This window comes from Rhizobium sp. Root1212 (assembly GCF_001424985.1).
Classification (GTDB): domain Bacteria; phylum Pseudomonadota; class Alphaproteobacteria; order Rhizobiales; family Rhizobiaceae; genus Pararhizobium.
Genome location: NZ_LMDA01000012.1, coordinates 89141 through 112463, shown reverse-complemented (window position 1 = coordinate 112463; position 23323 = coordinate 89141). Strand labels below are relative to the sequence as shown.

Below are 23323 nucleotides of genomic sequence, written 5' to 3'. Positions count from 1 at the left end.
TATTTGTCTGAAGCCTGTCACTCATCCCGCGGCACGCAGATGCGCCTCCTGTTGCTGGCCCGCCGCCACCAGATGGGCGACATCGAGAATAAGGGCGACGCTGCCGTCCCCGAGAATGGTCGCGCCGGAGAAGGTCGCGACGTCATGATGCAGCTTGGACATCGACTTGATGACCGTCTGGTGATCGCCGATGATCTGGTCGACGACCATGCCGACCCGTTCCGTGCCGGTGGAGATGACCACCACTTTCTGATGCGTGTCCGGCTTGGTGCCGGTGCGGAACAGGTCGCGCAGCCTGAGGAACGGCACGAGGCTGTCGCGCAGCGAAATGAAGCTGCGGCCGCGTGAACGAAGATCCTCTTCCAGCGACAGTTCGAGGCACTCCTCGACCGCCGACAGCGGGATGACGTAGCGCCCCTCGCCCACCCGGACGAGCAGGCCATCGATGATGGCAAGCGTCAGCGGAATGCGCAGAGCCACTTCCGAGCCCTGCCCCGGCTTGCTGGTGATGTCGATGGCGCCGCGCAGCGCCTCGACCGTCTTCTTGACCACATCCATGCCGACGCCGCGGCCGGAAAGATTGGTGACCTGTGCCGCCGTCGAGAAACCCGGCTGGAAGATCATCTGCAACAGGTCCTGATCGGAAATCTGCTGTCCCGGCTGCATCAGCCCCGAGGATTCCGCCTTGGCGCGGACCCGCTCGCGGTTGATGCCGCGGCCGTCGTCCTTGATGGTGATGATCACCTCGCCGCCGGCCTGACGGGCGGAAAGCAGAACCTTGCCCGCCTCTTCCTTGCCGGCCGCGCGCCGCTCTTCCGGCGTTTCAAGCCCGTGATCGATGGAGTTGCGGACGAGATGGACGAGCGGATCGGCCAGACGCTCGATCACGGTCTTGTCGACCTCGGTGGTTTCGCCTTCGGTTTCCAGCTCGATGATCTTGCCGGTTTCGCGGGCAAGATCGTGCACGAGGCGGCGGAAGCGGCCGAACAGGCTGCCGACCGGCACCATGCGCAACACCATCATCGTATCGCGCAACTCACCGGAGAGGCGTTCGATTTCTTCGGAGACCGAGCGCAGCTGGATATCCATGCTGGTGCTGGCGAGCTGCCGCAGGCGTGATTGGGCGATGACCAGTTCGCCGACGCGGTCCATCAGTTCGTCGAGACGTTCGGCCGGAACGCGCACATTCTCGGCCGCCTTGGCTTGCTGTTTTTCACCGGCGGGCTCGGGAACCGGCTGCGGACGTGGCGCAGCAGCCGCAACAGGTGCCGGCACCGGCTGGACAACCGGCTCGGGAACGGCGACCACCGCAGGCGCTGCAACGGCTTTCACGACAGGTGCTTCCGCGGCAATCGTTTCCACGTTCAGCGTCATATCGTCGAGAACGAAGATGAAGACATCGTCGATCGCCGAGCGCGGCTGGTCGGTGGTGAGCGTCACGTCCCAGGAGACGTAAAGCTCGGTCGGCACCAGAACGTCGAGGGAGGGAATGGCCGAAGTATCGGCAACGACATGGCATTCGCCGAGATCGCGCAGCTCGTCGAGCAGGCCAAGCGGATTGGTGCCGTTGACCATGGAATTGAGTGGCAGGCTGAAACGGATGCGGAAGGTGTGGAGGTCATCGGCAACCGCCGCAGTCTCTACCGGAGCGGCGCTCGCCGCAACCGGCGCCGGCGCATCACCTTCCACGGCAAGGCGCAGCTGCGCCAGAAGCCGCTCGCCGATTTCGCCATGGTCATCGGTCGGATTTTCGATCAATGCGCGCATATGGTCCTGCGCGGCAAGGACGGCGGCGACGAGTTCGCTGGTGGCCGGCTTCTCCCCCTTGCGCACCCGGTCGAAGGCGGTTTCGCAATGGTGGGTGAAGGCCGCGAGCGCGTCGAAGCCGAACATGGCTCCCGATCCCTTGAGCGTATGCAGTCCGCGGAACACCGCGTCGATCTGGTCCTTGTCGTTCAACCGATGGGTAAGGTCGAGAAGGCCGGTTTCGATCTGCTCCAGCAGTTCGGCCGCCTCGATACGAAAGACTGCTACGGGATCGGGCATACTCATTTTCCGAGAACCTTCTTGACGATCTTGACCAGGTTTTCCGGATCGAAGGGTTTTGTGAGCCAGCCGGTGGCGCCGGCCGCCTTGGCGCGCGCCTTCAGGTCCGCATCCGATTCCGTCGTCAGGAAGATGATCGGCACGCCCATATGGGCCGGCAGCTTGCGCAGTTCCTCGATCATCGTCAGGCCGTCCATGACCGGCATGTTCAGATCGGTGACGATCAGGTCGAACTCTCCGGCCTTTGCCTTCTCCAGACCTTCGGCACCGTTCACCGCCTCGGTGATCTCGTAGCCGGCATTCGTCAGGGTCACCTTGGTCGTCAGCCGAATGCTCGCGCTGTCATCGACCGTCAAAATCCGTCCACTCATTGTCTTGCCTTTCCATGAAACCAGAATTTTTCGTCCTCTTCCGAGAACGCCGCGGCAAAACCGCTGCGATCGAGGACATCGCGCAGACGGGCATTGGCCGCCTCTGCCAGGTTGAAACCAACGCCTGAGGATTTGGCGCGGATCCGCGCGGATTCGATCAGTTGAACGAAACTGAGATCGACATCTGAATCGTCAGGTATGTGTATAGTTAGACTCTTTCTAGAAGAAATATTTGTCGAAATTATATTATGAACTTCCGATATATTCTTAATATTCAGCTTGCTCGGCAAATTTATGGAAAAATTAAGGATGCTATTTTCGCTCATTCACGCCTCGCAGAACGAAGAATACTATTGCACTTTATTCTGGAATCTCACGGCAGCCTTAACATGCCGTAAATGCTGGTTGCATTTGAGTGCACTTATTGCGAGTCTGTTCACTATGAATTTTTACCCGAAACATTTTGTAGACAATTTTTCGATTTGAAAAATAGCGTCGCTTTTTCAGTTATTTAATCTGAAATTTCGCCTTTTCCGCGAATCCGAACATGGCAAACGCACCAGCCATGGTCGCACCCGCCTCTCGAAGCGGCATGCAACGCAGACGAGTCCCGGATTTACCGGTCGTTTGCATCCTTCAACTATCGATTGGCGCAACAATATTTGGATAGTCGAGGTTCCCGTGACACAGAATGCAGCCCTTGCGCGCCACTATGACCACGACAGCGCAAGCCTGATCGGCGACCGACTGGAGGCCGCGCGCAGCAAGGTCGAGCAACGTTTTCTCGAAGGCGGGAACGTGCTGCTTTCGGTCATGGAGGTGCTGAACCGGCTGCTTGCCTCGCTCGATAATATCAGCCGCGCGCTCGAAACCGGCTCGGCCAACGACACGATGGCCGGCCTGCTCGCCACGGTGAAGAACCTTTCCGAACTGCCCGAGATCGAAAGCCTGCGACAGACGAACCTCGAAGCCCTGGCGATCGCCGGCTCCGGCATGCGCAATCATGTCGACGACATGCAGGAGACCATGCGCTACCTGCAGACCTTCGCCGTGACGGTGAAGATCACCGGCGCCGGCCTGCCGGAATTTGCGGGTTTTGCCGAGGAAATCCTCGACCGCATCCGCTCCGGCACATCGGAGGTCAAGGGCTTTGCCGAACAGCTCATCGCCCTTGAAAAAGACCTGACCGTCGCCCGCAGCTTCGGCGCCACCATTTCCAAGCAATATGCCCAGACCGTGCCGGACGTGGTGCGCGCGCTCGAAACCGATGCCCGCACCATCACCGAGCATCGCGCCAAGCTCGGCGTCATCGCCCGCGAGGTCGGCGTTCTCGCCCGCGGCATCCAGTCGAAGGTCGCGACCACGCTATCGGCCCTGCAGATCGGCGATATCACCCGCCAGCGCATCGAGCATGTGCAGGCAACGCTGTCGATGCTCGACACCTGCCTTGCCGGCGAAGAGGCTCGCGCGCTTTCCCGCCATGACCGCGAACGGCTGACCAACATCATCCATCATCTCTGCGCCGCCCAGATGGTCGAGATGGTCGAGGATTTCCAGCGCGACAGCCGCAACGTCGTCCAGACGATTGCGAGCTTCGGTGGAGACACCCAGGAAATCCTCAACCTGCGCGCCCAGATGCAGGGCAATGGCGGCGACGACAATTTCATGCGGGCGCTGGAGGAAAGCGTCACCAAGGCGCTCGGCATCGTCGCCCAGGTGGAAGCGGCGAGCCTCAAGGCCGATGCCGTCAGCCAGTCGACCGCTGCGACCGCCTCTCGCCTGCTCGAAGGCATCGACAACATCCGCAGCATCAAGATGGACATCCACTACATGGCGCTGAACACCAACCTGCGCTGCAGCCGGTTGGGTGAGGCAGGCCGCTCCATCAACGTCGTCACCGGCGAGTTGCGCCTTTTTGCAGGCAAGCTCGATGAATCGGCCGATGCGATCGTCACCGGTCTGACCCAGTTGGACAAGGCGGCGGAAGCCATGAACGCCACCGCAAACTCCGGCTCCAGGGGCCTTGAAGAGCGCCTGAACGGTGCCGTCTCCAACATCCGCACCACGGCAAACGCCATGGAAGACGAACTGGCGACGCTTTCCGAACATGGCCGCGAAGTCGCGACCCAGATCAGCCTGATGATCGCCAAGCTCGATTTCCAGCATGATCTCGGCGAAATCCTCTCGGCCTCCTCCGACGAACTCTTGACAATCGCCGGCGCCGATATCGCCTCGTCGGAAGGGCTGGAAGCCGTGCTGGCGCCGCTCTCCCAGCGGGTCTTCAAGACCTATACGATGGTGCAGGAACGCAACGTCCACCACGCCGTCATCCCGCCGCTGGAGGGCTTTGAAGCTCCCGCCGCCACCCCGGCCCCGGCCGCGCAGGACGATGACGATCTCTTCGCCGACGCTTTGTTCTGATGGCGTTTCGCGCGCGATCGTGCTCAAAGGCGATATCCGCATCGAAACACGAGCCTGACGCATGACGAAGACGACCGAGCTGTTGCGCAAGACGCTGCGCAAGTGGCGCAACCGCACCGCCCGGCGCCTGCTCAACACCCGCATCGGCCGCGAGATGCTGGTCGCCTCGATCAGCCCCCGCGTCATCACAATGACCGCCGATTGCGGCGACCACGTCATGACTTTTTCGCCGCACGACTATGTCGGCCGGAAAATCTATCGCAAGGGTCATTTCGAGCGCGACCACGTCGACCGGCTGCTGACGATTTTGAAAGAGAAATCATTGCTCGGTGACGACAAGGTGCTGCTCGAACTCGGCGGCAATATCGGCACCCAGACAATCTATTTCGCGCTGGCCAAGGCGTTCCGGCACATCGTCAGCGTCGAGCCCGATCCGCGCAATTTCGAACTCTTGGAAACCAACATCGCCCAGAACGGGCTTTCATCGCAGATATCGGCCGTCAATTGCGCCGCCGGCGAAACCGAAGGCGAGATCGCCTTCTTCCAGCACCAGGCCAATTTCGGCAAGAGCAGCGCCATCCGCCAGAGCGCCAGCGACCGCGAGATCAAGGTGCCGGTGCGCCCGGTCGGCACGATCCTACGCGAGGCCGGTTTCAGCGAGGGTGCGGTCGGCCTCGTCTGGATGGATATCGAAGGCTACGAGCCCGTCGCCTGCCGCTCGATGCAGGCGCTGATGGCCCGGCGGGTGCCGCTCTACATGGAGTTTTCGCCGACCTTCTACGGCCGCGAGGGCACGGTGGCCTTCGTGGCGGAGCTTGCCCGCCACTACGAGGATTGCATCGTCTTCCGTGAGGACGAGCAGACGCCGATGAAGGTCAGCGATATCCCGGTTGGCGAGGAACAGTTCGACCTGTTCCTGTTTGCCTGATCAGCGCTTGCGATAAAGGAAATAACGGCCCGCATCGACTGTCGCCGGCAGCGGCAGGGCTTCGAGATCGGGATGCTCCAGCGGCAGGCCGGAGGCCGCGATGCCGCCCGTGGCGAGCGCACCAGCGGCAAGCTGCGGCAGCCATGTCAGCGTGATTGCATCCTTGTCGTCATAGCCGGTGCCGATATCGGCATGGACGAGCGCGGCATTGGCCCCGACATAGGGCTGCGCCGTCTCGCGGATTTCGCCGATGACGAGGTTTTCGGCAGGCGGCGTGGACGACGAATGGGAACCGATTGCCCGGTCGAAAGCGACGATGCGATGGCCGGGAAACAGCGAGCGCAGGTGATCGAAGGTGCGACCGTTGCCGAGCCCGATTTCGAGGATGACGCCGTCCTTCCCCCTGACCTCTTCGCTGATGTGGTTGAGGACGTCGCGCTGCGCGCTCAGGCGACGGATGAAACTATCGAGACGGCTCATTCGCACTCATTCCGGTTGCTGCAATGTCGATCGCTTAACACGCATCGCGGTTGCGGGTCGAGCCGCTTGCGCCCAATACAATAAGCGCGACCACATCACGCAAAAGCGATTCCTGTTTCCCCGCCGATACGCTAGCCTGTTCCCATGACCCAGCCGTCCACCGACACGTTCTTCCGCTCGCTTCCCGTCTTCACCGATTTCGAAGGCGTGGCCGATACGGCCAACTACCATGCGCTGCCGGAAGACTGGACGCTTGCCACCGCCGATATCGTCGATTCTACAGGCGCGATCGAAAGCGGCCGCTACAAAGCGGTGAACATGGCCGGCGCGAGCGTCATCTCCGCGATACTCAATGCCGTCGGCCAGCACGATCTGCCCTTCGTCTTCGGCGGCGATGGCGCACTGGTGGCGATCCCGCCGGGCAATGCCGGTCTTGCCGAGGGGGCGCTGGCCGCCGTCCAGGTCTGGGTGCGGGAGGAGCTTGACCTGACATTGCGCGCCGCCCTGGTGCCCGTCGCCGATGTCCATCACGCAGGGCTCGACGTGCGGGTGGCACGCTTCCAGGTCAGCCCCGGCGCCTCCTACGCCATGTTTTCCGGCGGCGGCGCAAGCTGGGCGGAAGCGCGGATGAAGGAAGGCCTCTACAGCGTGCCCTCCGCCCCGGCCGGCGTGCGGCCGGATCTCACCGGCCTCTCCTGCCGCTGGAACCCGATCCAGTCCCGCCACGGCGAAATCGTCTCGATCATCGCCCTGCCCGGCGCAGCCGCGACGACCGAAAACTTCACCGCGCTCGTGCAGGATATCGTCGCATTGGTCGGCGGCGAGGAGCGCGAGGGCCATCCAATTGGCGAAAGCGGCCCCGAACTCGGCCTCTCCCATGCCGGCCTTGACGCAGAAGCTCGCGCGCAGGCGCCGAAAGGGCGACGGTTGTGGCAAAAGCTCTTCATCATCGCCCAGTATACGCTGCTGATCACGGCCTTCCGCATGAGGCGCAAGCTCGGCAGCTTCGACCCCGCCCAATATCGCCGCGACGTCGGCCGCAATTCCGATTTCCGCAAGTTCGACGACGGCCTTAAGATGACGGTCGATATCGACCCGGCCCGCCGCGCGCGCATCGAGGCGCGGTTGCAGCAGGCCGCCGATGCCGGCATCTGCCGCTACGGTTTGCATCGGCAGGACACCGCGCTGATGACCTGCCTCGTGCCGACGCCGCTGAGCAACGACCACATGCACTTCATCGACGGTGCAGCCGGCGGTTATGCTGTGGCTGCAAGCCGGCTGAAGAAAGGCCTTTCCGCCGCTGTTACGCCTTGACGATCGTGTCCTTGACGATACCGCGGCGCTGGAAGGCGTTGCGGGTATCGACGATCAGCGGCGCCCATTCGGCCAGACCGGCATAATCGATATCGTCGTGATCGGTCGCGATCAGCACCGCATCGAAGGCGCCGACGTTCGCAGCATCGAGCGGCACCGACTTGCGGCCCTTTAGCGCCAGATATTCGCGCGTCTTCGGAATTTCCGGCACGAAGGGATCATGATACGAGGCCGCGCCGCCGCGTTCCTCGATCAACTCGATCAGCTTCAGCGACGGGCTTTCGCGGATATCCGGCACGTTCTTCTTGTAGGCGAGGCCGACGACCAGCACCTTCGAGCGGCTGAGCGCCTTGCCGAGCTGCCGGTCCAGCGCCTCGGCCAGACGGCCGATCACATGGCGCGGCATCGCCGAATTGATCTCGCCGGCCAGTTCGATGAAGCGGGTCGGCAGCTCGTATTCCCGCGATTTCCACGTGAGGTAGAAGGGATCGATCGGGATGCAGTGCCCACCGAGCCCCGGCCCCGGATAAAACGGCATGTAGCCGAAAGGCTTGGTCTTGGCCGCGTCGATCACTTCCCAGATATCGATGCCCATCGCCTCGTAGACGACCTTCAACTCGTTGACCAAAGCGATATTGACCGCGCGAAAAATGTTCTCCGTCAGCTTCACCGCCTCGGCCGTCGCGGTCGAGGAGACCGGCACCACCTTGTCGACGGCGGCCGCGTAAAAGGCGGTCGCCACAGTGGAAGCCGCCGGCCCGTCGCCGGCCACCACCTTCGGAATGCTTGATGTCTTGAAGTCGCGGTTACCGGGGTCCTCGCGCTCCGGCGAAAAGCCGAGATAGAAATCGCGACCGGAAACAAGGCCGGTCTTTTCGAGGATCGGCCGGACCACCTCGTCGGTCGTGCCGGGATAGGTAGTCGATTCGAGCACGATCAACTGCCCCGGCCGAAGCGTGGCGGCGATCGCCTTGGATGTCTTGACGATGAAGGACAGATCGGGATCGCGATGGCGGGTGAGCGGCGTCGGCACGCAGATGACGATGACGTCGCAAGCCCCGAGACCGCCGAAATCGTCGGTCGCCCGGAAGCGCCCGGCCCGCGTCTCTGCGGTCAGCACCTCGTCCGAAACCGCCTCGATATAGGAGCGGCCGGCCTCGATCGCCACCATCTTCTGCGGGTCGATATCGAAGCCGGTGACCGGAAAGCCGGCGCGCGCCACGGTCATGGCCAGCGGCAGGCCAACATAGCCGAGGCCGATGACGCCGACATGGGCTGATCGCCCGATAATGCCGTCATGAAGGCTCTGGAAAATCGGGCTGGTCTCGGGGGTATTCAAGGGGGTGCTCACAGGGGCTCATCTCGGCTTGGCGCCCCCAGACAGGAGGCGGACTTCGACGGTCGTCAGTTGAGGATAAATTGACCGGGTGTCAAGACAAGGCAATTCAGGGGCTTACGGCGCCCCGGTCGATATCCGGTAAAATTACCATACCGAAATCTGGTTTTCGGCTTTTGCGGTGCCTATATGAAAATGGTGAGGGGCCTCCCGCATCCCTGTCCGGTCGCCGTTTTCTGGCGGCAACGTGCCCGTTTCCGTTTGCATCAGAAAGACGACCGAAGCGATGAATATGCACCACAGCCATGTTTCCAATCACCTTCTCGACCGCGTTTCCCACTGGCTGAAACAGAGCGCCCTCAACGGCGACGATCTCGAAACCGTCGTCACCGGCTTTTGCGAAAGGCTTGCGGCGGCGGGCCTGCCGCTCAACCGTATCCACCTGAGCTTTTCCATGCTGCATCCGCTTTACGATGCGCTGGGCTTCACCTGGCTGCGCGGCCAGGGCGTGACGGTGGAAGGTTATCGCGCCGGCGAGCATGAGGACGATTCCAACCGCTTCCTGAAAAGCCCCTATTACTATCTGCTCAGCAACAGCCTCGAGCACCTGCGCCGCCAGATCACGCCGGAGACGCCGGACGAATTCCCGATCTTCGAAGAGTTGAAGGCGATGGGTACGACCGATTACATCGCCTTCGTGCAATCCTTCGGCGAGGCCTCCGGCCAGGGCATGATCGGCTCGTGGTCGACGGATGCGCCGGGCGGCTTTAGCGACGATATCATCGAGGCGCTGCTGCGCATCCAGAACAGCCTTGCGGTTGCCGCCAAGATGGCGGTGCTCGGCAAGCTCGCCGACAACATGCTGACCACCTATCTCGGCGCCAATTCCGGCAAGCGCGTGCTCTCCGGCCAGATCCGCCGCGGCGATGGCGAAACCATCCGCGCCGCCCTCGTCATGGCCGACATGCGCCAGTCGACGATGCTGGCGGAGCGGGAGGGACGGCAGGTCTATATCGATACGCTCAACGAGTTCTTCGATGCAATCGCAACACCCTTCAACCGCGACGGCGGCGAAATCCTGAGCTTCCTCGGCGACGGCTTCCTCGCCGTCTACCCTTGCGGCCGCCACCGCGAGCCCTCGCAGGTCGCGGTCCACACCGCCATGAACGCGGTGCGCCAGGCGACGGCCCGCATGGCCCAGCTCAACGACAAGAGGCGCGGCCGCAACCTTGGTGAAATCCACTACGGCATCGGCCTGCATGTCGGCAATGTCATGTTCGGCAATGTCGGACTGAAGGACCGGCTGACCTTTTCCGCCTTCGGCTCCGCCGTCAACGAGGTGCAGCGCCTGCAGGGATTGACGAAGAAATACAACATTCCGATCGTCGCCAGCCAGTCCTTCGCCGGCTATTGCGGCGGAGACTGGCAAACGCTCGGCGACGAGAAGCTGCGCGGCGTGCGCCAGAAGGTGACGCTGCTCACCCCCAGCGAAGCCCACCTGAAGCTCGATAGCGCGGAAGCCATGCTGAACGGCGCGCTCGAAACCCGCTCCGAAGCCGAGCAGGTGATGCTGCTCTATCACAATACCCGCCGCCCGCGGGGCGGCAGCCTGTGGAACAAGCTTTTGCAATAGGGAAAAAACGCATCCGCATCCTCTCCGAAAGCCCGCAAACCATAAGGTTCCGCGGCGATCCCGGATGCCTGTCTTAATTCCGGTGAGCGGTCATGGACAGTCACATGACCGTAGGCTAGTTTCGTTAAAGACAAGAAGGCCATAAGGCCTCTGCCGCTTGCCGCGGCCAAGAAGACGGAACGGAGAATAAACGGGGATGGATACAGGCGCAGACCTGTTGCGGATCGAAGATCTGAGCATTTCGTTCGCCATGCTGGGCGGCGAGATCAATGCGGTACGCAAGGCAAGCCTCCGGGTGCTGCCCGGCAAGGTGACGGCGCTGGTCGGCGAGAGCGGTTCAGGAAAATCGGTCATAAGCCAGGCTGTCATGGGCATCCTGCCCCGGACGGCGACGGCCACGGGCCGGATTCTTTTCTGCGACCCGAAAATGCCCGGCGGCCCGGTCGATGTCCTCGCTATGCCGCGCGACGGCGCCCAGATCCGGGAACTGCGCGGCAACCGCATGGGCAAGATCTTCCAGGAGCCGATGACCTCGCTGTCGCCGCTCCACACGATCGGCAACCAGATCGCGGAATCCCTGAAAATCCACACCGACATGAGCGCGAAGGAACGCCGCAGCCGCAGCGAGGAAATGCTCGGCCTCGTCGGCTTCTCGAAGCCCTCGCGCGCCTTCGATATGTATCCGTTCGAGCTTTCCGGCGGCATGCGCCAGCGCGCCATGATCGCCATGGCGCTGATCTGCCAGCCTTCGCTGCTCATCGCCGACGAGCCGACCACAGCGCTCGACGTGACCATCCAGGCGCAGATTTTGAAGCTGCTGCGCGATCTGCAGACCCAGCTCAACATGGCGATGCTCCTGATCACCCACGATCTCGGCGTCGTCGCCAATGTCGCCGATGAAGTCGTGGTCATCTACCATGGCGAGATCATGGAAGCCGGCCCGGTCGATGCCATCTTCCGCAATCCGTCGCACCCCTATCTCAAGGGCCTGATGGCCGCCGTTCCGCATTTCGACATGAAGCCCGGCGAACGGCTGAAGGCGCTGCGCGAGGTTTCCGTCGATGCCGGCAGCCTGCTCGGCCGCAAGGTTCCGGCCGAGCCGAAATCGCCGCTCCACTTGCAATCGGACGTGCTGCTCTCGGTGCGCGATATCGCCAAGACCTTCACGACCCGCAAGTCGAGCTGGTTCTCCAAGGCCGACAACCAGCCGCACAAGGCTGTCGATGGCGTCAGCTTCGACATCCGCCGCGGCGAATGCCTCGGCCTCGTCGGCGAAAGCGGCTGCGGCAAGACCACCGTCAGCAAGATTTTGATGCGTGCGGTGACACCGGATTCCGGCTCGGTGATGCTGTCGAGCAGCGATGGCCCGATCGACGTGCTGGCGGCTCAGGGCGACGAACTGCAGAAGCTGCGCACGAAAATGCAGATGGTCTTCCAGGACCCGGTTTCGTCGCTCTCGCCGCGCATGACGATCCAGAACATTCTGAGCGAACCGCTCGAAATCCACGATCGCGGCAGTGGCAAGTCGCGCTCTGAATCGGTCAAGGGGCTCCTGAAGGCGATCGGCCTCGACCAGCGGCATATGAACCGCTATCCGCACAGCTTCTCCGGCGGCCAGAGGCAGCGCATCGGCATCGCCCGCGCGCTGGCGCTCGGGCCGGAACTCCTGATCTGCGACGAGCCGGTCTCGGCGCTCGACGTTTCCGTACAGGCGCAGATCCTCAATCTGCTTAAGGATTTGCAGTCCGAACTTGGGCTCACCTACCTGTTCATTTCCCACAATCTCGCCGTCGTCGACTACATGGCCGATCGTATCGCGGTCATGTGCGCCGGGCGGATCGTGGAGATTGCGCCGCGCGAAACGCTGATGCGCGCGCCGGTCCACCCCTATACCCGTTCGCTGCTGGCGGCCGTGCCCTTCCCCGATCTCGACCGGCCGCTGGATTTCGATACGCTGAACACGGGTGGCGCCTCCGATATGCGCAACTGGAGCCCCACCTTCCGCAATGACGGCGACGAACAGGCGCTCGCGGCCGCCGATCTCGGCGGCGGCCATTTCGTGCTTGCCCGCCGGAATGCCGATGTCAGGGAGTTGGTGCCATGATCACCAGACGCACGACGCTCGGCCTGCTCGCCTCGGCTTTTCTGCCGGGTGCGGTGCGCGCCGGCATGATCGAACCCGAATATCTCAGGCCCTACCTGCGCGCCCAGCGCCTGCCGGGGTTGAACGAGCGCGTACCGGTCAATCCGCGCGTCGTCAATCTCGCCGCCATGGGCCGCAAGCCCGGCCGCTACGGCGGCACCGTTCGCATGATCATCGGCAGCCAGAAAGACATCCGGCTGATGACGATCTACGGCTATGCGCGGCTGGTCGGCTACGACGAGAACCTCGTGCTGCAGCCCGACATCCTCGAAAGTTTCGATGTCCAGGAAGGCCGCATCTTCACCTTCAAGCTGCGCGAAGGCCACAAATGGTCGGACGGCGCCAATCTCACTTCGAACGACTTCCGGTATGTCTGGGAAGACGTGGTCCTCAACAAGGACCTGCGCAAGGGCGGCCTGCCGACCTATTTCCTCGCCGACGGCAAGCCGCCGGTCTTCGAGGTGCTGGACCCGCTCACCGTCCGCTATACCTGGGAAACCCCCAACCCGGATTTCCTGCCCAATCTTGCCGCCGCATCGCCGGCGACGCTGGTGCTGCCGTTCCATTACATGTGGCAGTTCCACAAGAAATATCAGGACGATTTCCGCATCGCGGCGCTGATGAAAGAACAGCGGGTCAAGAAATGGGCCGACCTGCACATCAAGATGTCGCGCACCTACCGGCCGGAAAACCCCGATCTGCCGACGCTCGATCCCTGGCGCAACAGGACGGCGCCACCGGCCGAGCAATTCATCTTCGAGCGCAATCCCTATTTCCACCGCGTCGATGAAAACGGCCTGCAGCTTCCCTATGTCGACCGCTTCGTTCTGAACGTCAGCTCGTCCAACATCATCGCCGCCAAGACCGGCGCCGGCGAGGCCGACCTGCAGGCCAACGGCATCGATTTCGTCGATTACAGCTTCCTGAAGGAGGCCGAGAAGCGTTATCCGGTCAAGGTCAATCTCTGGAAGAACTCGCGCGGCGCGCGTGTCACCTTGCTGCCCAATCTCAACGTCGGCGACCAGGTCTGGCGCAAGTTCATCATCGACGCCCGCTTCCGCCGGGCGTTGTCGCTGGCGATCAACCGGCACGAGATCAACATGGTCATCTTCTACGGGCTTGGACGCGAAGTCGCGGATTCGCCGTTGCCGGAAAGCGTGCTCTACAAGGAGGAATACGCCAAAGCCTGGGCCAATTTCGATCCCGACAAGGCCAATGCGCTTTTGGATGAAATCGGCCTCGACAAACGCGACAGCAGCGGCATGCGCCTGCTTCCCGACGGCCGCGTCGCCCAGATCGTGGTGGAAACCGCCGGCGAAAGCACACTGGAAACCGATGTGCTCGAACTCGTCACCGACCACTGGCGCAGCATTGGGATTCCGCTGTTCATCAAGACCTCGCAGCGCGAGGTCATGACCAACAGGGCGCTTGGCGGCGAAGTTATGATGTCCATGTGGTTTGGCATGGAAAACGGCATCCCGACGCCCGAGATGAACCCTTCCCAGCTTGCGCCGACCATGGACGACCAGTTGCAATGGCCGGCCTGGGGGCTGAACTTCCTGTCCGGCGACACCATGGCCAGCAAGCCCGACATCGAGGAAGTGCGCCAGCTTTCGGCCCTGCTCGAGGAATGGCGCCACACCGCCGAGACATCGGAAAAGACCCGCATCTGGCATGCGATGCTATCGATCTATACGGACCAGGTCTTTTCGATCGGCATCGGCAACGGAACGTTGCAGCCGCTCTTGCGGTCGGCGCGGCTGCAGAACGTGCCGGCGGAGGGATTCTACGCCTTCGAACCCACCTCCTATCTCGGCGTCTACATGCCGGATACCTTCTGGTACAGCGACGAGGTAAGCTGAGCATGCTGCGCTATATTCTGTTGCGTATCGCCGCCATGGTCCCGACGATGCTGATCATCTCGGCGCTGGTCTTCACCATCATCGAACTGCCGCCGGGCGACTATTTCGAAAGCTACGTCGCTGAACTCAGAGCCCAGGGCGAAAGCGTCGATACCGCCGAAATCAAGGAACTGCGCGAGCAATACGGCTTCGACAAGCCGCCGATCGAGCGCTATTTCTACTGGGTCGGCGGTATGCTGAAGGGCGATTTCGGCTATTCGTTCGAATACCAGCTTCCCGTCAGCGAAGTGGTGGGCGACCGGCTGTGGCTGACGGTGATGGTATCCTTCGTCACCATCCTCTTCACCTGGCTCCTCGCCTTCCCGATCGGCATTTATTCTGCCACGCACCAGTATAGCTGGGGCGACTACGGCCTGACCTTCCTCGGCCTGCTCGGACTCGCCATTCCGAATTTCATGTTCGCGCTGATCCTGATGTATTTCGCCAATATCTGGTTCGGCACCTCCATCGGCCACCTGATGGACCAGAAATTCCTCGGCGAGGCCATGAGCTGGGAGAAGTTCAAGTCGATCCTCGAACATCTGTGGATACCGGTGATCATCATCGGCACGGCCGGCACCGCCGGCATGATTCGCCGCTTGCGCGCCAACCTGCTCGACGAGCTGCAGAAACAATATGTGGTCACGGCGCGGGCGAAAGGGCTTCACCCCTTCAAGACGCTGATCAAGTATCCGCTGCGCATGTCCTTGAATTTCTTCATTTCCGATATCGGCTCCATCCTGCCGGCGATCATCTCCGGCGCTGAAATCACCGCCATCGTGCTGTCGCTTGAAACGACAGGCCCGATGCTGATCAAGGCGCTGCAGAGCCAGGATATGTACCTTGCAGGCTCGTTCCTGATGTTCCTCGCCTTCCTCACCGTCATCGGCGTTCTTATTTCAGACATCGCGCTCGCCTTGCTCGATCCGCGTATCAGACTGCAGGGTGGGAGCACCAAGTGACCGCATCGCTTCCGAAGTCCGGCGCTCCGCTGGAGCATTACATCTCGACGGCCCCCTTCGACCCCATGTCCGTGGAGGCGATGACCGAGGCCCAGAGCAAGATCTACCAGGCATCGCAGCTGAGGCTGATGTGGTGGAAGTTCAAGCGCCACCGGCTCGCCGTCGTGTCGCTGTTCTTCCTCGCCGCCCTCTATGCGACGATCACCATCGTCGAGTTCCTGGCGCCCTACAACCTGCACACCCGCAACGTCGACTACATCCATTCGCCGCCGCAGCGGGTGCATCTGTTCGACGAAGGCTCCTTCGTCGGGCCCTTCGTCTACGGCCGCACGATGACGCTCGACATGGATACGCTGCGCCGCATCTATAACGAGGACAAGAGCAAGGTCGAGAAGCTGCGCTTCTTTTGCAGCGGCGACGCATACAGGTTCTGGGGCCTCGTTCCCGCCAGCTTCCACCTCGTTTGCCCGGCAAAGGACGGCCAGTTCTTCCTTCTCGGCACCGACCGGCTCGGCCGCGACGTGCTGTCGCGCATCCTCTACGGCGCCCGGATCTCGCTCACCATCGGCCTGCTCGGCGTGAGCATGAGCTTCACGCTCGGCATCATCATCGGCGGCATCGCCGGCTATCGCGGCGGCACGTTCGACCTGATCACCCAGCGTGTCATCGAGGTGTTGCAATCCATCCCCAGCATACCGCTGTGGATGGCGCTCGCCGCCATCATGCCCGTCACGTGGAGCCCGATCCTGATCTATATCGGCATTACGGTCATTCTCGGCATGCTGGACTGGACGGGGCTTGCGCGCGCCGTGCGTTCCAAGCTGCTGGCGTTGCGCGAGGAAGACTACGTGCTGGCGGCCCAGCTGATGGGCGCCAGCGGCAGCCGCGTCATCGGCCGCCACCTGATCCCCGGCTTCATGTCGCACCTGATCGCCACCGCCACCATGTCGATCCCCGGCATGATCCTCGGAGAGACGGCGCTGAGCTTCCTCGGCCTCGGCCTTCGCCCGCCGCTGACCAGCTGGGGCATCCTGCTGACCGAAGCCCGCAGCGTCAGCGTCATCGCCTTCTATCCCTGGCTTCTCTTGCCGACGATCCCGGTGATCCTCGTCATCCTCGCGTTCAATTTTTTGGGAGACGGCTTGAGAGACGCCGCCGACCCCTATAAGTGAATGGGATGTTCATGCAGATACAGCCCAAAGGCGAACGATTGCGTCGTACACCGTGGAGAGACCGCCCATGACGCGCCGGATCGAGGATGCCCGCATCCTCATGTACAGCCATGATACCTTCGGGCTTGGCCATCTCCGGCGCTGCCGGACGATCGCCCATTCGCTGGTCGAGGATTATCGCGGTCTTCAGGTTCTGATCATTTCGGGCGCCACCATTGCCGGCGCTTTCGATTACCGCGCCCGCGTCGATTTCGTGAAGATCCCGAGCGTCATCAAGCTGCGCAACGGTGAATACACGTCGATGGACCGGCATATCGATCTTCAGGAAACCCTGAAGATGCGCCGCTCGATCATCCGCCACACCGCCGAAACCTTCCAGCCGGACATCTTCATCGTCGACAAGGAACCGCTGGGCCTGCGCGGCGAGGTCGAAGATACGCTCGCCTATCTCAAAGCCCGTGGCACGACGCTGGTGCTCGGTCTGCGCGAGGTGATGGATGCGCCGCATCTGCTCGAAGCCGAGTGGAAACGCAACGACGTCATGAACAAGATCGGCCGCTTCTACGACAGCGTCTGGGTCTATGGCCCGCCGGATTTCTACGATCCGCTCGTCGGCCTCGATGTGCCGCAGCAGGTCCGGGCCAAGATGGATTTCGTCGGCTTCCTCCAGCGCAGCGTCTCGAAGGACACCGAGTCCGAGCACAAGCAGAAGGAAGACTACATCCTGATCACCACCGGCGGCGGCGGCGATGGATCGGACCTGATCCACAACGTCATCGACGCCTATCAGGAAGACCCGACGCTCACCCAGCGCGCGCTCATCGTGCTCGGCCCCTATATGCCTGCCAAGCAGCGCCACCGGCTATTGGAAAAGGGCGCGAAAATCCCTTACGTCGAGGTCATCGAATTCGACAATCGCATGGAAGAGCTGATCGCCGGCGCGCAAGGCGTGGTCGGCATGGGCGGCTACAATACCTATTGCGAAATCCTCTCCTTCGACAAGCCGGCCCTGATCGTGCCGCGGGTCGCGCCGCGCGAGGAACAGTTGATCCGCGCCCGGCGCGCCAGCGAACTCGGGCTGATCGATATGCTGCTGCCCGATGAAGCCGCCGACCCCAAGCGCATGGCCGAAGCATTGAAGACGCTCTCCGGTCGCCCGGCCCCTTCCACGAGCGCTGCGCATATGCAGCTCGAGGGGCTTGCCAATATCTCGAAAATCGTCGGCGAATGGCTTGGCCGCCGCGATCACCTTTCCGTCGTGCAGGGATAATTCGGATATCATGCGCCCCCGCAAGATCATCGTGGTCCTGAAGGGCTACCCGCGCCTGTCCGAAACCTTCATCGCGCAGGAACTGCTGGGCCTCGAAAAGGCCGGCTTCGACCTGACGTTGGTCTCTATGCGCCGCCCAACCGACGCCAAGCGCCACCCGATCCACGACGAAATCCGCGCGCCGGTCCTGTATCTGCCGGAATATCTGCATGAAGAGCCGATAAGGGTGCTGAAGGGCCTGATCGCCGCATGGCGCAAGCCGGGCTTCAAGGCGGCGTTCTGCGCATTCCTCAAGGATTTCCGCCGCGACATCAGCCGCAACCGCATCCGCCGCTTCGGCCAGGCGGCGGTGCTGGCGGCCGAATGGCCTGACGGCGGCGAGTGGCTGCACGCCCATTTCATCCATACGCCCGCCTCCGTCACCGCCTATGCCAGCATGCTGACCGGCGTGCCATGGACCTGCTCGGCCCATGCCAAGGACATCTGGACCTCGCCGGCCTGGGAACTGGAAGGCAAGCTTGCCGAAAACCGCTGGACGGTGACCTGCACCCATACCGGCTTCGACTACTTGCGCTCGCTGTCGCGCGACGAAAGCTACGTCCACCTGAGCTACCACGGCCTCGACCTGACCCGCTTCGGCCCCTATGCCGGCGCGCATTCGAACCGCGACGGCAGCGATTCCGCCGATCCCGTCACCATCCTCAGCGTCGGCCGTGCCGTGACGAAGAAGGGGTACGACGTGCTGCTCCGGGCCTTCGCCCTCCTGCCGAAGGACCTCAACTGGCGCTTCGAACATATCGGCGCGGGCGAGCAGCAGAAGCCTATGAAAGCGCTTGCCGCCGAACTGGGCATCGCCGAACGCATCGAGTGGCGCGGCGCACTCGCCCAGACAGAGGTGCTGGAACGCTACCGCAACTCGGACATCTTCGCGCTTGCCTGTCGTATCGCCCCCGACGGCGACCGCGACGGCCTGCCGAACGTGCTGGTCGAAGCTTCGAGCCAGAGACTGGTCTGCGTCTCCACCGATGTTTCCGGCGTGCCGGAACTGTTGAAGGATGGCGAAAACGGCTTCGTCGTGCCGCCCGAGGACCCGCAGGCGCTCGCCGCAGCGCTGGAGACAGCGATCCGCAACCCTGCCCTGCGCCAGAAGCTCGGCAACGCCGCGGAAGATCGGGTGCGCCGCGAGTTCGATCATAATGCCAGCATTCGCCAGCTGAAGACACTGTTCGAAAACGAGTGGACCTGATGCAAGACCGCCGCCCCCTCAAGGTTTTCTTCTATGTCCAGCATCTGCTCGGCATCGGCCACCTCGCCCGCGCCAGCCGCGTCGCCCATGCGCTCAGCCAAGGCGGTCATGCGGTGACGATCGTCACCGGCGGCACCCCGGTCAACGGCTTCCCCGGCTCCGGCATCGAGCATGTGGCGCTGCCGCCCGTCGTCTCCGGCGTCGGCTTTTCCGGCCTTGCGGACATGGATGGAAACCCGGTCGACGCGCGCTTTCAGGAAGACCGCAAGGCTCGCCTGCTCGCCGCCTTTCACGCGACCGCCCCGGATGTCGTGATCATCGAGGCCTTCCCCTTCGGCCGCCGCCAGGTGCGCTTCGAACTCATGCCGCTTCTCGACGCCATCGCGGCAACCGAACCGAAGCCGCTGCTTCTCTCGTCGCTGCGCGACATCCTGCAGGAACGCGCCAAGCCCGGCCGCGACGAAGAAACCGTCGCCCTCGTGAAGCAGCATTTCGACCGCGTACTCGTCCACGGTGATCCGGCCTTCGCGCGGCTGGAAGACACATTTCCGCTGGCCGGCGAGATCGCCGACAAGGTGCTCTATACCGGCCTCGTCGCACCGCCCCCGCCGGCTCCGGCGGCTGAAAAATTCGAGGTCATCGTCTCGGCCGGCGGCGGCGCCGTGGGCAATGCCCTGATCCGCGCAGCCCTTGCCGCTTCAAAGACCCTGACGACGAACGGCCCCTGGGCGCTGGTCACCGGCCCCAACCTGCCGCAACAGGATTTCGACGCCATCGCCACCGATGCGCCCGAGCATGTGAAAGTGTTCCGCTTCCGCCCGGATTTCGCCAGCCTGCTCGGCGGTGCAAGGCTTTCGGTCTCGCAGGCCGGTTACAACACCGTCTGCGATATCCTGCGCGCCGGCTGTCGCGCGCTTCTCGTGCCCTTCATCGCCGGCGGCGAGACGGAACAGACCGTCAGGGCCGAGCGGCTGGAAAAGCTCGGCCTCGCCAGTGTGCTGACCGAAACCGATCTTTCCGACGCCACCATGACTGAGGCCATCCGCACAGCGCTCGCGATGAGACAATCCGCCCACGCGCTCGATCTCGACGGCGCCCGCCAGACCGCGCGAATCATTGAGGAACTTGCGGCCGCGCGTCGGCTGGCCTGACCCAAAAAACGCCCTGAAAAGATCGCCGCAGCCCCCGGATTCCCGTGCTTAAAGCGGGTGGTTTTCGCCGGGCCGCTGTTGTAATCTCACCTTTTCAAAAGCGTGGGACATGCAGCCGATGCCGACGAGTGCCGAAATTATCTCCTCGTCGCTGCGGCTCAGGCGCGATCGCCGGGCCAACCCTGCCCCATGCATCCTTCATCCGGTTCGTTAAGCCTCCATGGAAAAACGTCTCTCCCGCTACATCTGGAAGCATACCCGAGCCCAGCAGCTCTGGATTCTGCTTGTCGTCGCCGTGTCGATGATCCCCTATTTCCTGTCCTTCGACCTGCCCAAGCAGATCGTCAACGGGCCGATCCAGGGCGACGGTTTCGACCGGCCGGATGCGACCCAGACCTTCATGAACATCAATTTCGACCTGCCCTATATCGGCAATGTCGAGCTGTTCTCCGGCCTTGAACTCACGCGCATGCAGATGCTGTTCGGCTTGAGCCTCGTGTTCCTGGTGCTGGTGATCATCAACGGCCTCTTCAAATTCTACATCAATACCTACAAGGGCCGGCTCGGCGAGCGGCTGTTGCGCCGCATCCGCTTCGAACTCGTCGACCGCATCCTGAGGTTCCCGCCCACCCAGTTCAAGCGCATGAAGGGGGCGGAGGTCTCCAGCATGGTCAAGGACGAGGTCGAGCCGCTCGGCGGCTTCACCGGCGATGCCTTCGTCTCGCCGGCGCTGCTCGGCGGCCAGGCGCTGACGGCACTGTTCTTCATCTTCATGCAGAATGTCTGGCTCGGCCTGATCGCCGGCGTCATGGTCGGCGTGCAGGCGGTCATCATTCCGCGCATGCGCCGCCGCCTGCTCGTGCTCGGCCGCGAACGCCAGATCACCGCCCGCGAACTTGCCGGCCGCGTCAGCGAAATCGTCGACGGCATCGGCACCATCCATGCCTACGACACCTCGAATTTCGAGCGCGCCGACATCGCCGCGCGCCTCGGCCGCATCTTCAAGATCCGCTACGACCTTTACCAGTGGAAATTCCTGGTCAAGTTCATCAACAACTTCCTCGCCCAGCTGACGCCGTTCCTGTTCTATTGCATCGGCGGTTATCTCGCCTTGCAGGGCCAGCTCGACATCGGCCAGCTGATCGCCGTCATCAGCGCCTACAAGGACCTGCCCGGACCGCTGAAGGACCTGATCGACTGGGATCAGACCCGCCAGGACGTGCAGGTCAAGTACGTGCAGGTGGTGGAACAGTTCAGCGCCGAGCAGATCATCGATTCGAAGATTCAGGCGCTGTCCTCCGACACCGCACCCATGCCTGCGCCGCTTGCGGCCGTGAACCTGACGCTGGCCGACGACAGCGGCGCGCGGCTGATCGAGCGCGTCTCGGTGCAGATCAAGCACGGCGAGACCGTGGCGATCATCGGCGGTGCCGGCGCCGGCGGCGATGTGCTGGCCGAAGCCTTCGCCCGCCTGATCTGGCCCGAAAGCGGCAAGGTCACCGCCGGCGGCGAGGATATTCTGGACCTGCCGGAATCCGTCGTCGGCCGTGGTCTCACCTATGTCTCGTCGGATGCCTATTTCTTCTACGGCACACTGGGCGAAAACCTGCTCTACGGCCTGAAGCACGCACCGCTGAGCGAGCGCTCCTATTCCGGCGCGGACGCCACCCAGCGCAAATGGGACGTCAACGAGGCGCGGCTTGCCGGCAACCCCGATTACGATACGAAGGCCGACTGGATCGACTATCGCGCGGCTTCGGCGACCGGCGCCGACGACATCTTCCCCTCGCTCCTGGAAGTGCTCGACACCGTGCAGCTGTCCAAGGATATCCTCGATCTGGCCCTGCGCACGGTCATCGATCCCGCCGACCATCCCGAGCTTGCCGCCGGCATTGTCGAGATGCGCCACGCGTTGCGCGACGAACTGGAGGAAGCGGGCTTGAGCGGCCTCGTCGTTCCCTTCGAACCCGGCGCCTACAACATCGAGGCGACGGTCGGCGAAAACCTGCTGTTCGGCACCGCCGTCGGCCCCGCACTTGCCGGCAAGGCGCTCGGCAAGAACGCCTATTTCCGGTCCGTCGTCGGCCAGAGCGGCCTCGACCGCGTGCTCTTCGACATGGGTTACAGCATCGCAGAAAACGCGGTGGAACTCTTCGCCGACTTGCCGCCGGACCATCCCTTCTTCCAGCAGCTGACCTTCATGTCGGCGGACGACCTGCCCTATTACCAGGCGACCCTGCAGAAGCTGAAGGGACGCGGCTACGATGCGGCGAGCGAGGACGAGCGTTCCTCGATCATCCGCCTCAGCGCCCTTTACGTCGAGCCCCGCCACCGCTTCGGCCTGCTGACCCGCGAGCTGATGGAAAAGATCGTCGACGTGCGCCACCAGTTCTATGACGGCATGCCGGAGGAGCTGAAGGGTGCCATCGAGCGTTACGATCCCGAGCGTTACGTGGCCTCGGCCAGCCTTATGGACAACGTGCTCTTCGGCCGCATCAGCCAGAAGCATGCCGACGGTTCCAAGCGCATCCGCTCGATCGTCAGCTCGCTGCTCAACACGCTCGGCCTTCTGGAGCAGGTGCTGCGCATCGGCGGCGATTTCAATGTCGGGGCCGGCGGCAAGCGCCTGACGGCGGTGCAGCGCCAGAAACTGAACCTTGCCCGCGCCCTGGTGCGCGGCTCGGAATATTACGTCTTCAACCGGCCGCTGCCCGGCCTCGATCATCGCCTGCAGGACGAAATCGTTCGCGATGTGATGAAGCTCCTGCGCCGTAACGGACGCGAGCCGGCGCTGATCTGGGTGCTCTCCAACACCGGCCTCAGCCACCTGTTCGACCGGGTGCTGGTGTTCGATCGCGGCCAGTTGGTGGAAGACGGAACACCCGATACGCTCGCTGAAAAGAGCGGGGTATTCAAAGAGCTTGTGTCATCATAATGTAAGAAAAAAAG

The 23323-nt window shown here is 62.7% G+C and carries 17 protein-coding genes; 12 read left to right on the top strand and 5 right to left on the bottom strand.

Annotated features, from left to right (window positions below; genetic code table 11):
• Window positions 1-21 precede the first annotated feature (21 nt).
• The 3 genes from ASC86_RS12615 to ASC86_RS25810 are packed head-to-tail and all read right to left on the bottom strand — an operon-like array spanning window position 22 to window position 2743.
• Window positions 22-2052 (bottom strand): chemotaxis protein CheA, encoded by a 2031-nt coding sequence (locus ASC86_RS12615; RefSeq protein WP_056321328.1) that lies wholly within the window; start codon window positions 2050-2052, stop codon window positions 22-24.
• Window positions 2049-2417: a response regulator gene (locus ASC86_RS12610; protein WP_056321325.1), complete on the bottom strand. Its 369-nt coding sequence runs from the start codon at window positions 2415-2417 to the stop codon at window positions 2049-2051. Before ASC86_RS12610 ends, ASC86_RS12615 begins: the two co-directional genes overlap by 4 nt.
• Window positions 2414-2743, bottom strand: a complete 330-nt coding sequence (locus ASC86_RS25810; protein WP_156387035.1) for a hypothetical protein — start codon at window positions 2741-2743, stop codon at window positions 2414-2416. Before ASC86_RS25810 ends, ASC86_RS12610 begins: the two co-directional genes overlap by 4 nt.
• 406 nt (window positions 2744-3149) lie before the next feature.
• On the opposite strand from ASC86_RS25810, the gene ASC86_RS12605 reads away from it, so the two are divergent.
• Complete coding sequence (locus ASC86_RS12605) at window positions 3150-4838, top strand: chemotaxis protein (protein ID WP_244477613.1); 1689 nt, start codon at window positions 3150-3152, stop codon at window positions 4836-4838.
• Between the two features lie 61 nt (window positions 4839-4899).
• Window positions 4900-5766, top strand: coding sequence for an FkbM family methyltransferase (locus ASC86_RS12600; protein WP_056321317.1), 867 nt, complete (start codon window positions 4900-4902; stop codon window positions 5764-5766).
• Here ASC86_RS12600 and ASC86_RS12595 read toward each other — a convergent pair whose 3' ends face one another.
• Complete coding sequence (locus ASC86_RS12595) at window positions 5767-6246, bottom strand: class I SAM-dependent methyltransferase (RefSeq protein ID WP_056321314.1); 480 nt, start codon at window positions 6244-6246, stop codon at window positions 5767-5769.
• 144 nt (window positions 6247-6390) lie between these two features.
• Between ASC86_RS12595 and ASC86_RS12590 the strand changes: the two genes are divergently transcribed.
• Window positions 6391-7560 (top strand): DUF3095 domain-containing protein, encoded by a 1170-nt coding sequence (locus tag ASC86_RS12590; RefSeq protein ID WP_056321313.1) that lies wholly within the window; start codon window positions 6391-6393, stop codon window positions 7558-7560.
• Here the strand turns inward: ASC86_RS12590 and ASC86_RS12585 are convergent.
• On the bottom strand, window positions 7550-8899 hold the full coding sequence (locus ASC86_RS12585; RefSeq protein WP_056321307.1) for a nucleotide sugar dehydrogenase: 1350 nt from the start codon (window positions 8897-8899) through the stop codon (window positions 7550-7552). The two genes, ASC86_RS12590 and ASC86_RS12585, sit on opposite strands and share 11 nt — an antisense overlap.
• A 283-nt stretch (window positions 8900-9182) precedes the next feature.
• On the opposite strand from ASC86_RS12585, the gene ASC86_RS12580 reads away from it, so the two are divergent.
• From ASC86_RS12580 to ASC86_RS12540, 9 genes are all read left to right on the top strand, one after another.
• Window positions 9183-10529 (top strand): adenylate/guanylate cyclase domain-containing protein, encoded by a 1347-nt coding sequence (locus ASC86_RS12580; protein ID WP_056321304.1) that lies wholly within the window; start codon window positions 9183-9185, stop codon window positions 10527-10529.
• A gap of 196 nt (window positions 10530-10725) precedes the next feature.
• Window positions 10726-12633 carry an ABC transporter ATP-binding protein gene (locus ASC86_RS12575; protein WP_056321302.1) on the top strand — a complete coding sequence of 636 codons (1908 nt, stop codon included), beginning with the start codon at window positions 10726-10728 and terminating at the stop codon, window positions 12631-12633.
• Window positions 12630-14534 carry an ABC transporter substrate-binding protein gene (locus ASC86_RS12570; RefSeq protein WP_056321296.1) on the top strand — a complete coding sequence of 635 codons (1905 nt, stop codon included), beginning with the start codon at window positions 12630-12632 and terminating at the stop codon, window positions 14532-14534. The genes ASC86_RS12575 and ASC86_RS12570 overlap by 4 nt, the downstream gene beginning before the upstream one ends.
• Window positions 14535-14536: 2 nt before the next feature.
• Window positions 14537-15535, top strand: coding sequence for an ABC transporter permease (locus ASC86_RS12565; RefSeq protein ID WP_056321294.1), 999 nt, complete (start codon window positions 14537-14539; stop codon window positions 15533-15535).
• Window positions 15532-16707: an ABC transporter permease gene (locus ASC86_RS12560; RefSeq protein WP_056321293.1), complete on the top strand. Its 1176-nt coding sequence runs from the start codon at window positions 15532-15534 to the stop codon at window positions 16705-16707. The genes ASC86_RS12565 and ASC86_RS12560 overlap by 4 nt, the downstream gene beginning before the upstream one ends.
• A 67-nt stretch (window positions 16708-16774) precedes the next feature.
• Window positions 16775-17977 carry a glycosyltransferase family protein gene (locus tag ASC86_RS12555; protein WP_056321289.1) on the top strand — a complete coding sequence of 401 codons (1203 nt, stop codon included), beginning with the start codon at window positions 16775-16777 and terminating at the stop codon, window positions 17975-17977.
• Window positions 17978-17987: 10 nt separating this feature from the next.
• Window positions 17988-19223, top strand: coding sequence for a glycosyltransferase family 4 protein (locus tag ASC86_RS12550; RefSeq protein ID WP_056321285.1), 1236 nt, complete (start codon window positions 17988-17990; stop codon window positions 19221-19223).
• Complete coding sequence (locus ASC86_RS12545; RefSeq protein ID WP_056322540.1) at window positions 19223-20374, top strand: glycosyltransferase; 1152 nt, start codon at window positions 19223-19225, stop codon at window positions 20372-20374. The genes ASC86_RS12550 and ASC86_RS12545 overlap by 1 nt, the downstream gene beginning before the upstream one ends.
• Window positions 20375-20594: 220 nt before the next feature.
• Entirely contained in the window at window positions 20595-23309 is a 2715-nt protein-coding gene (locus ASC86_RS12540; RefSeq protein ID WP_056321282.1) for an ABC transporter transmembrane domain-containing protein, read from the top strand.
• Window positions 23310-23323: the final 14 nt, after the last annotated feature.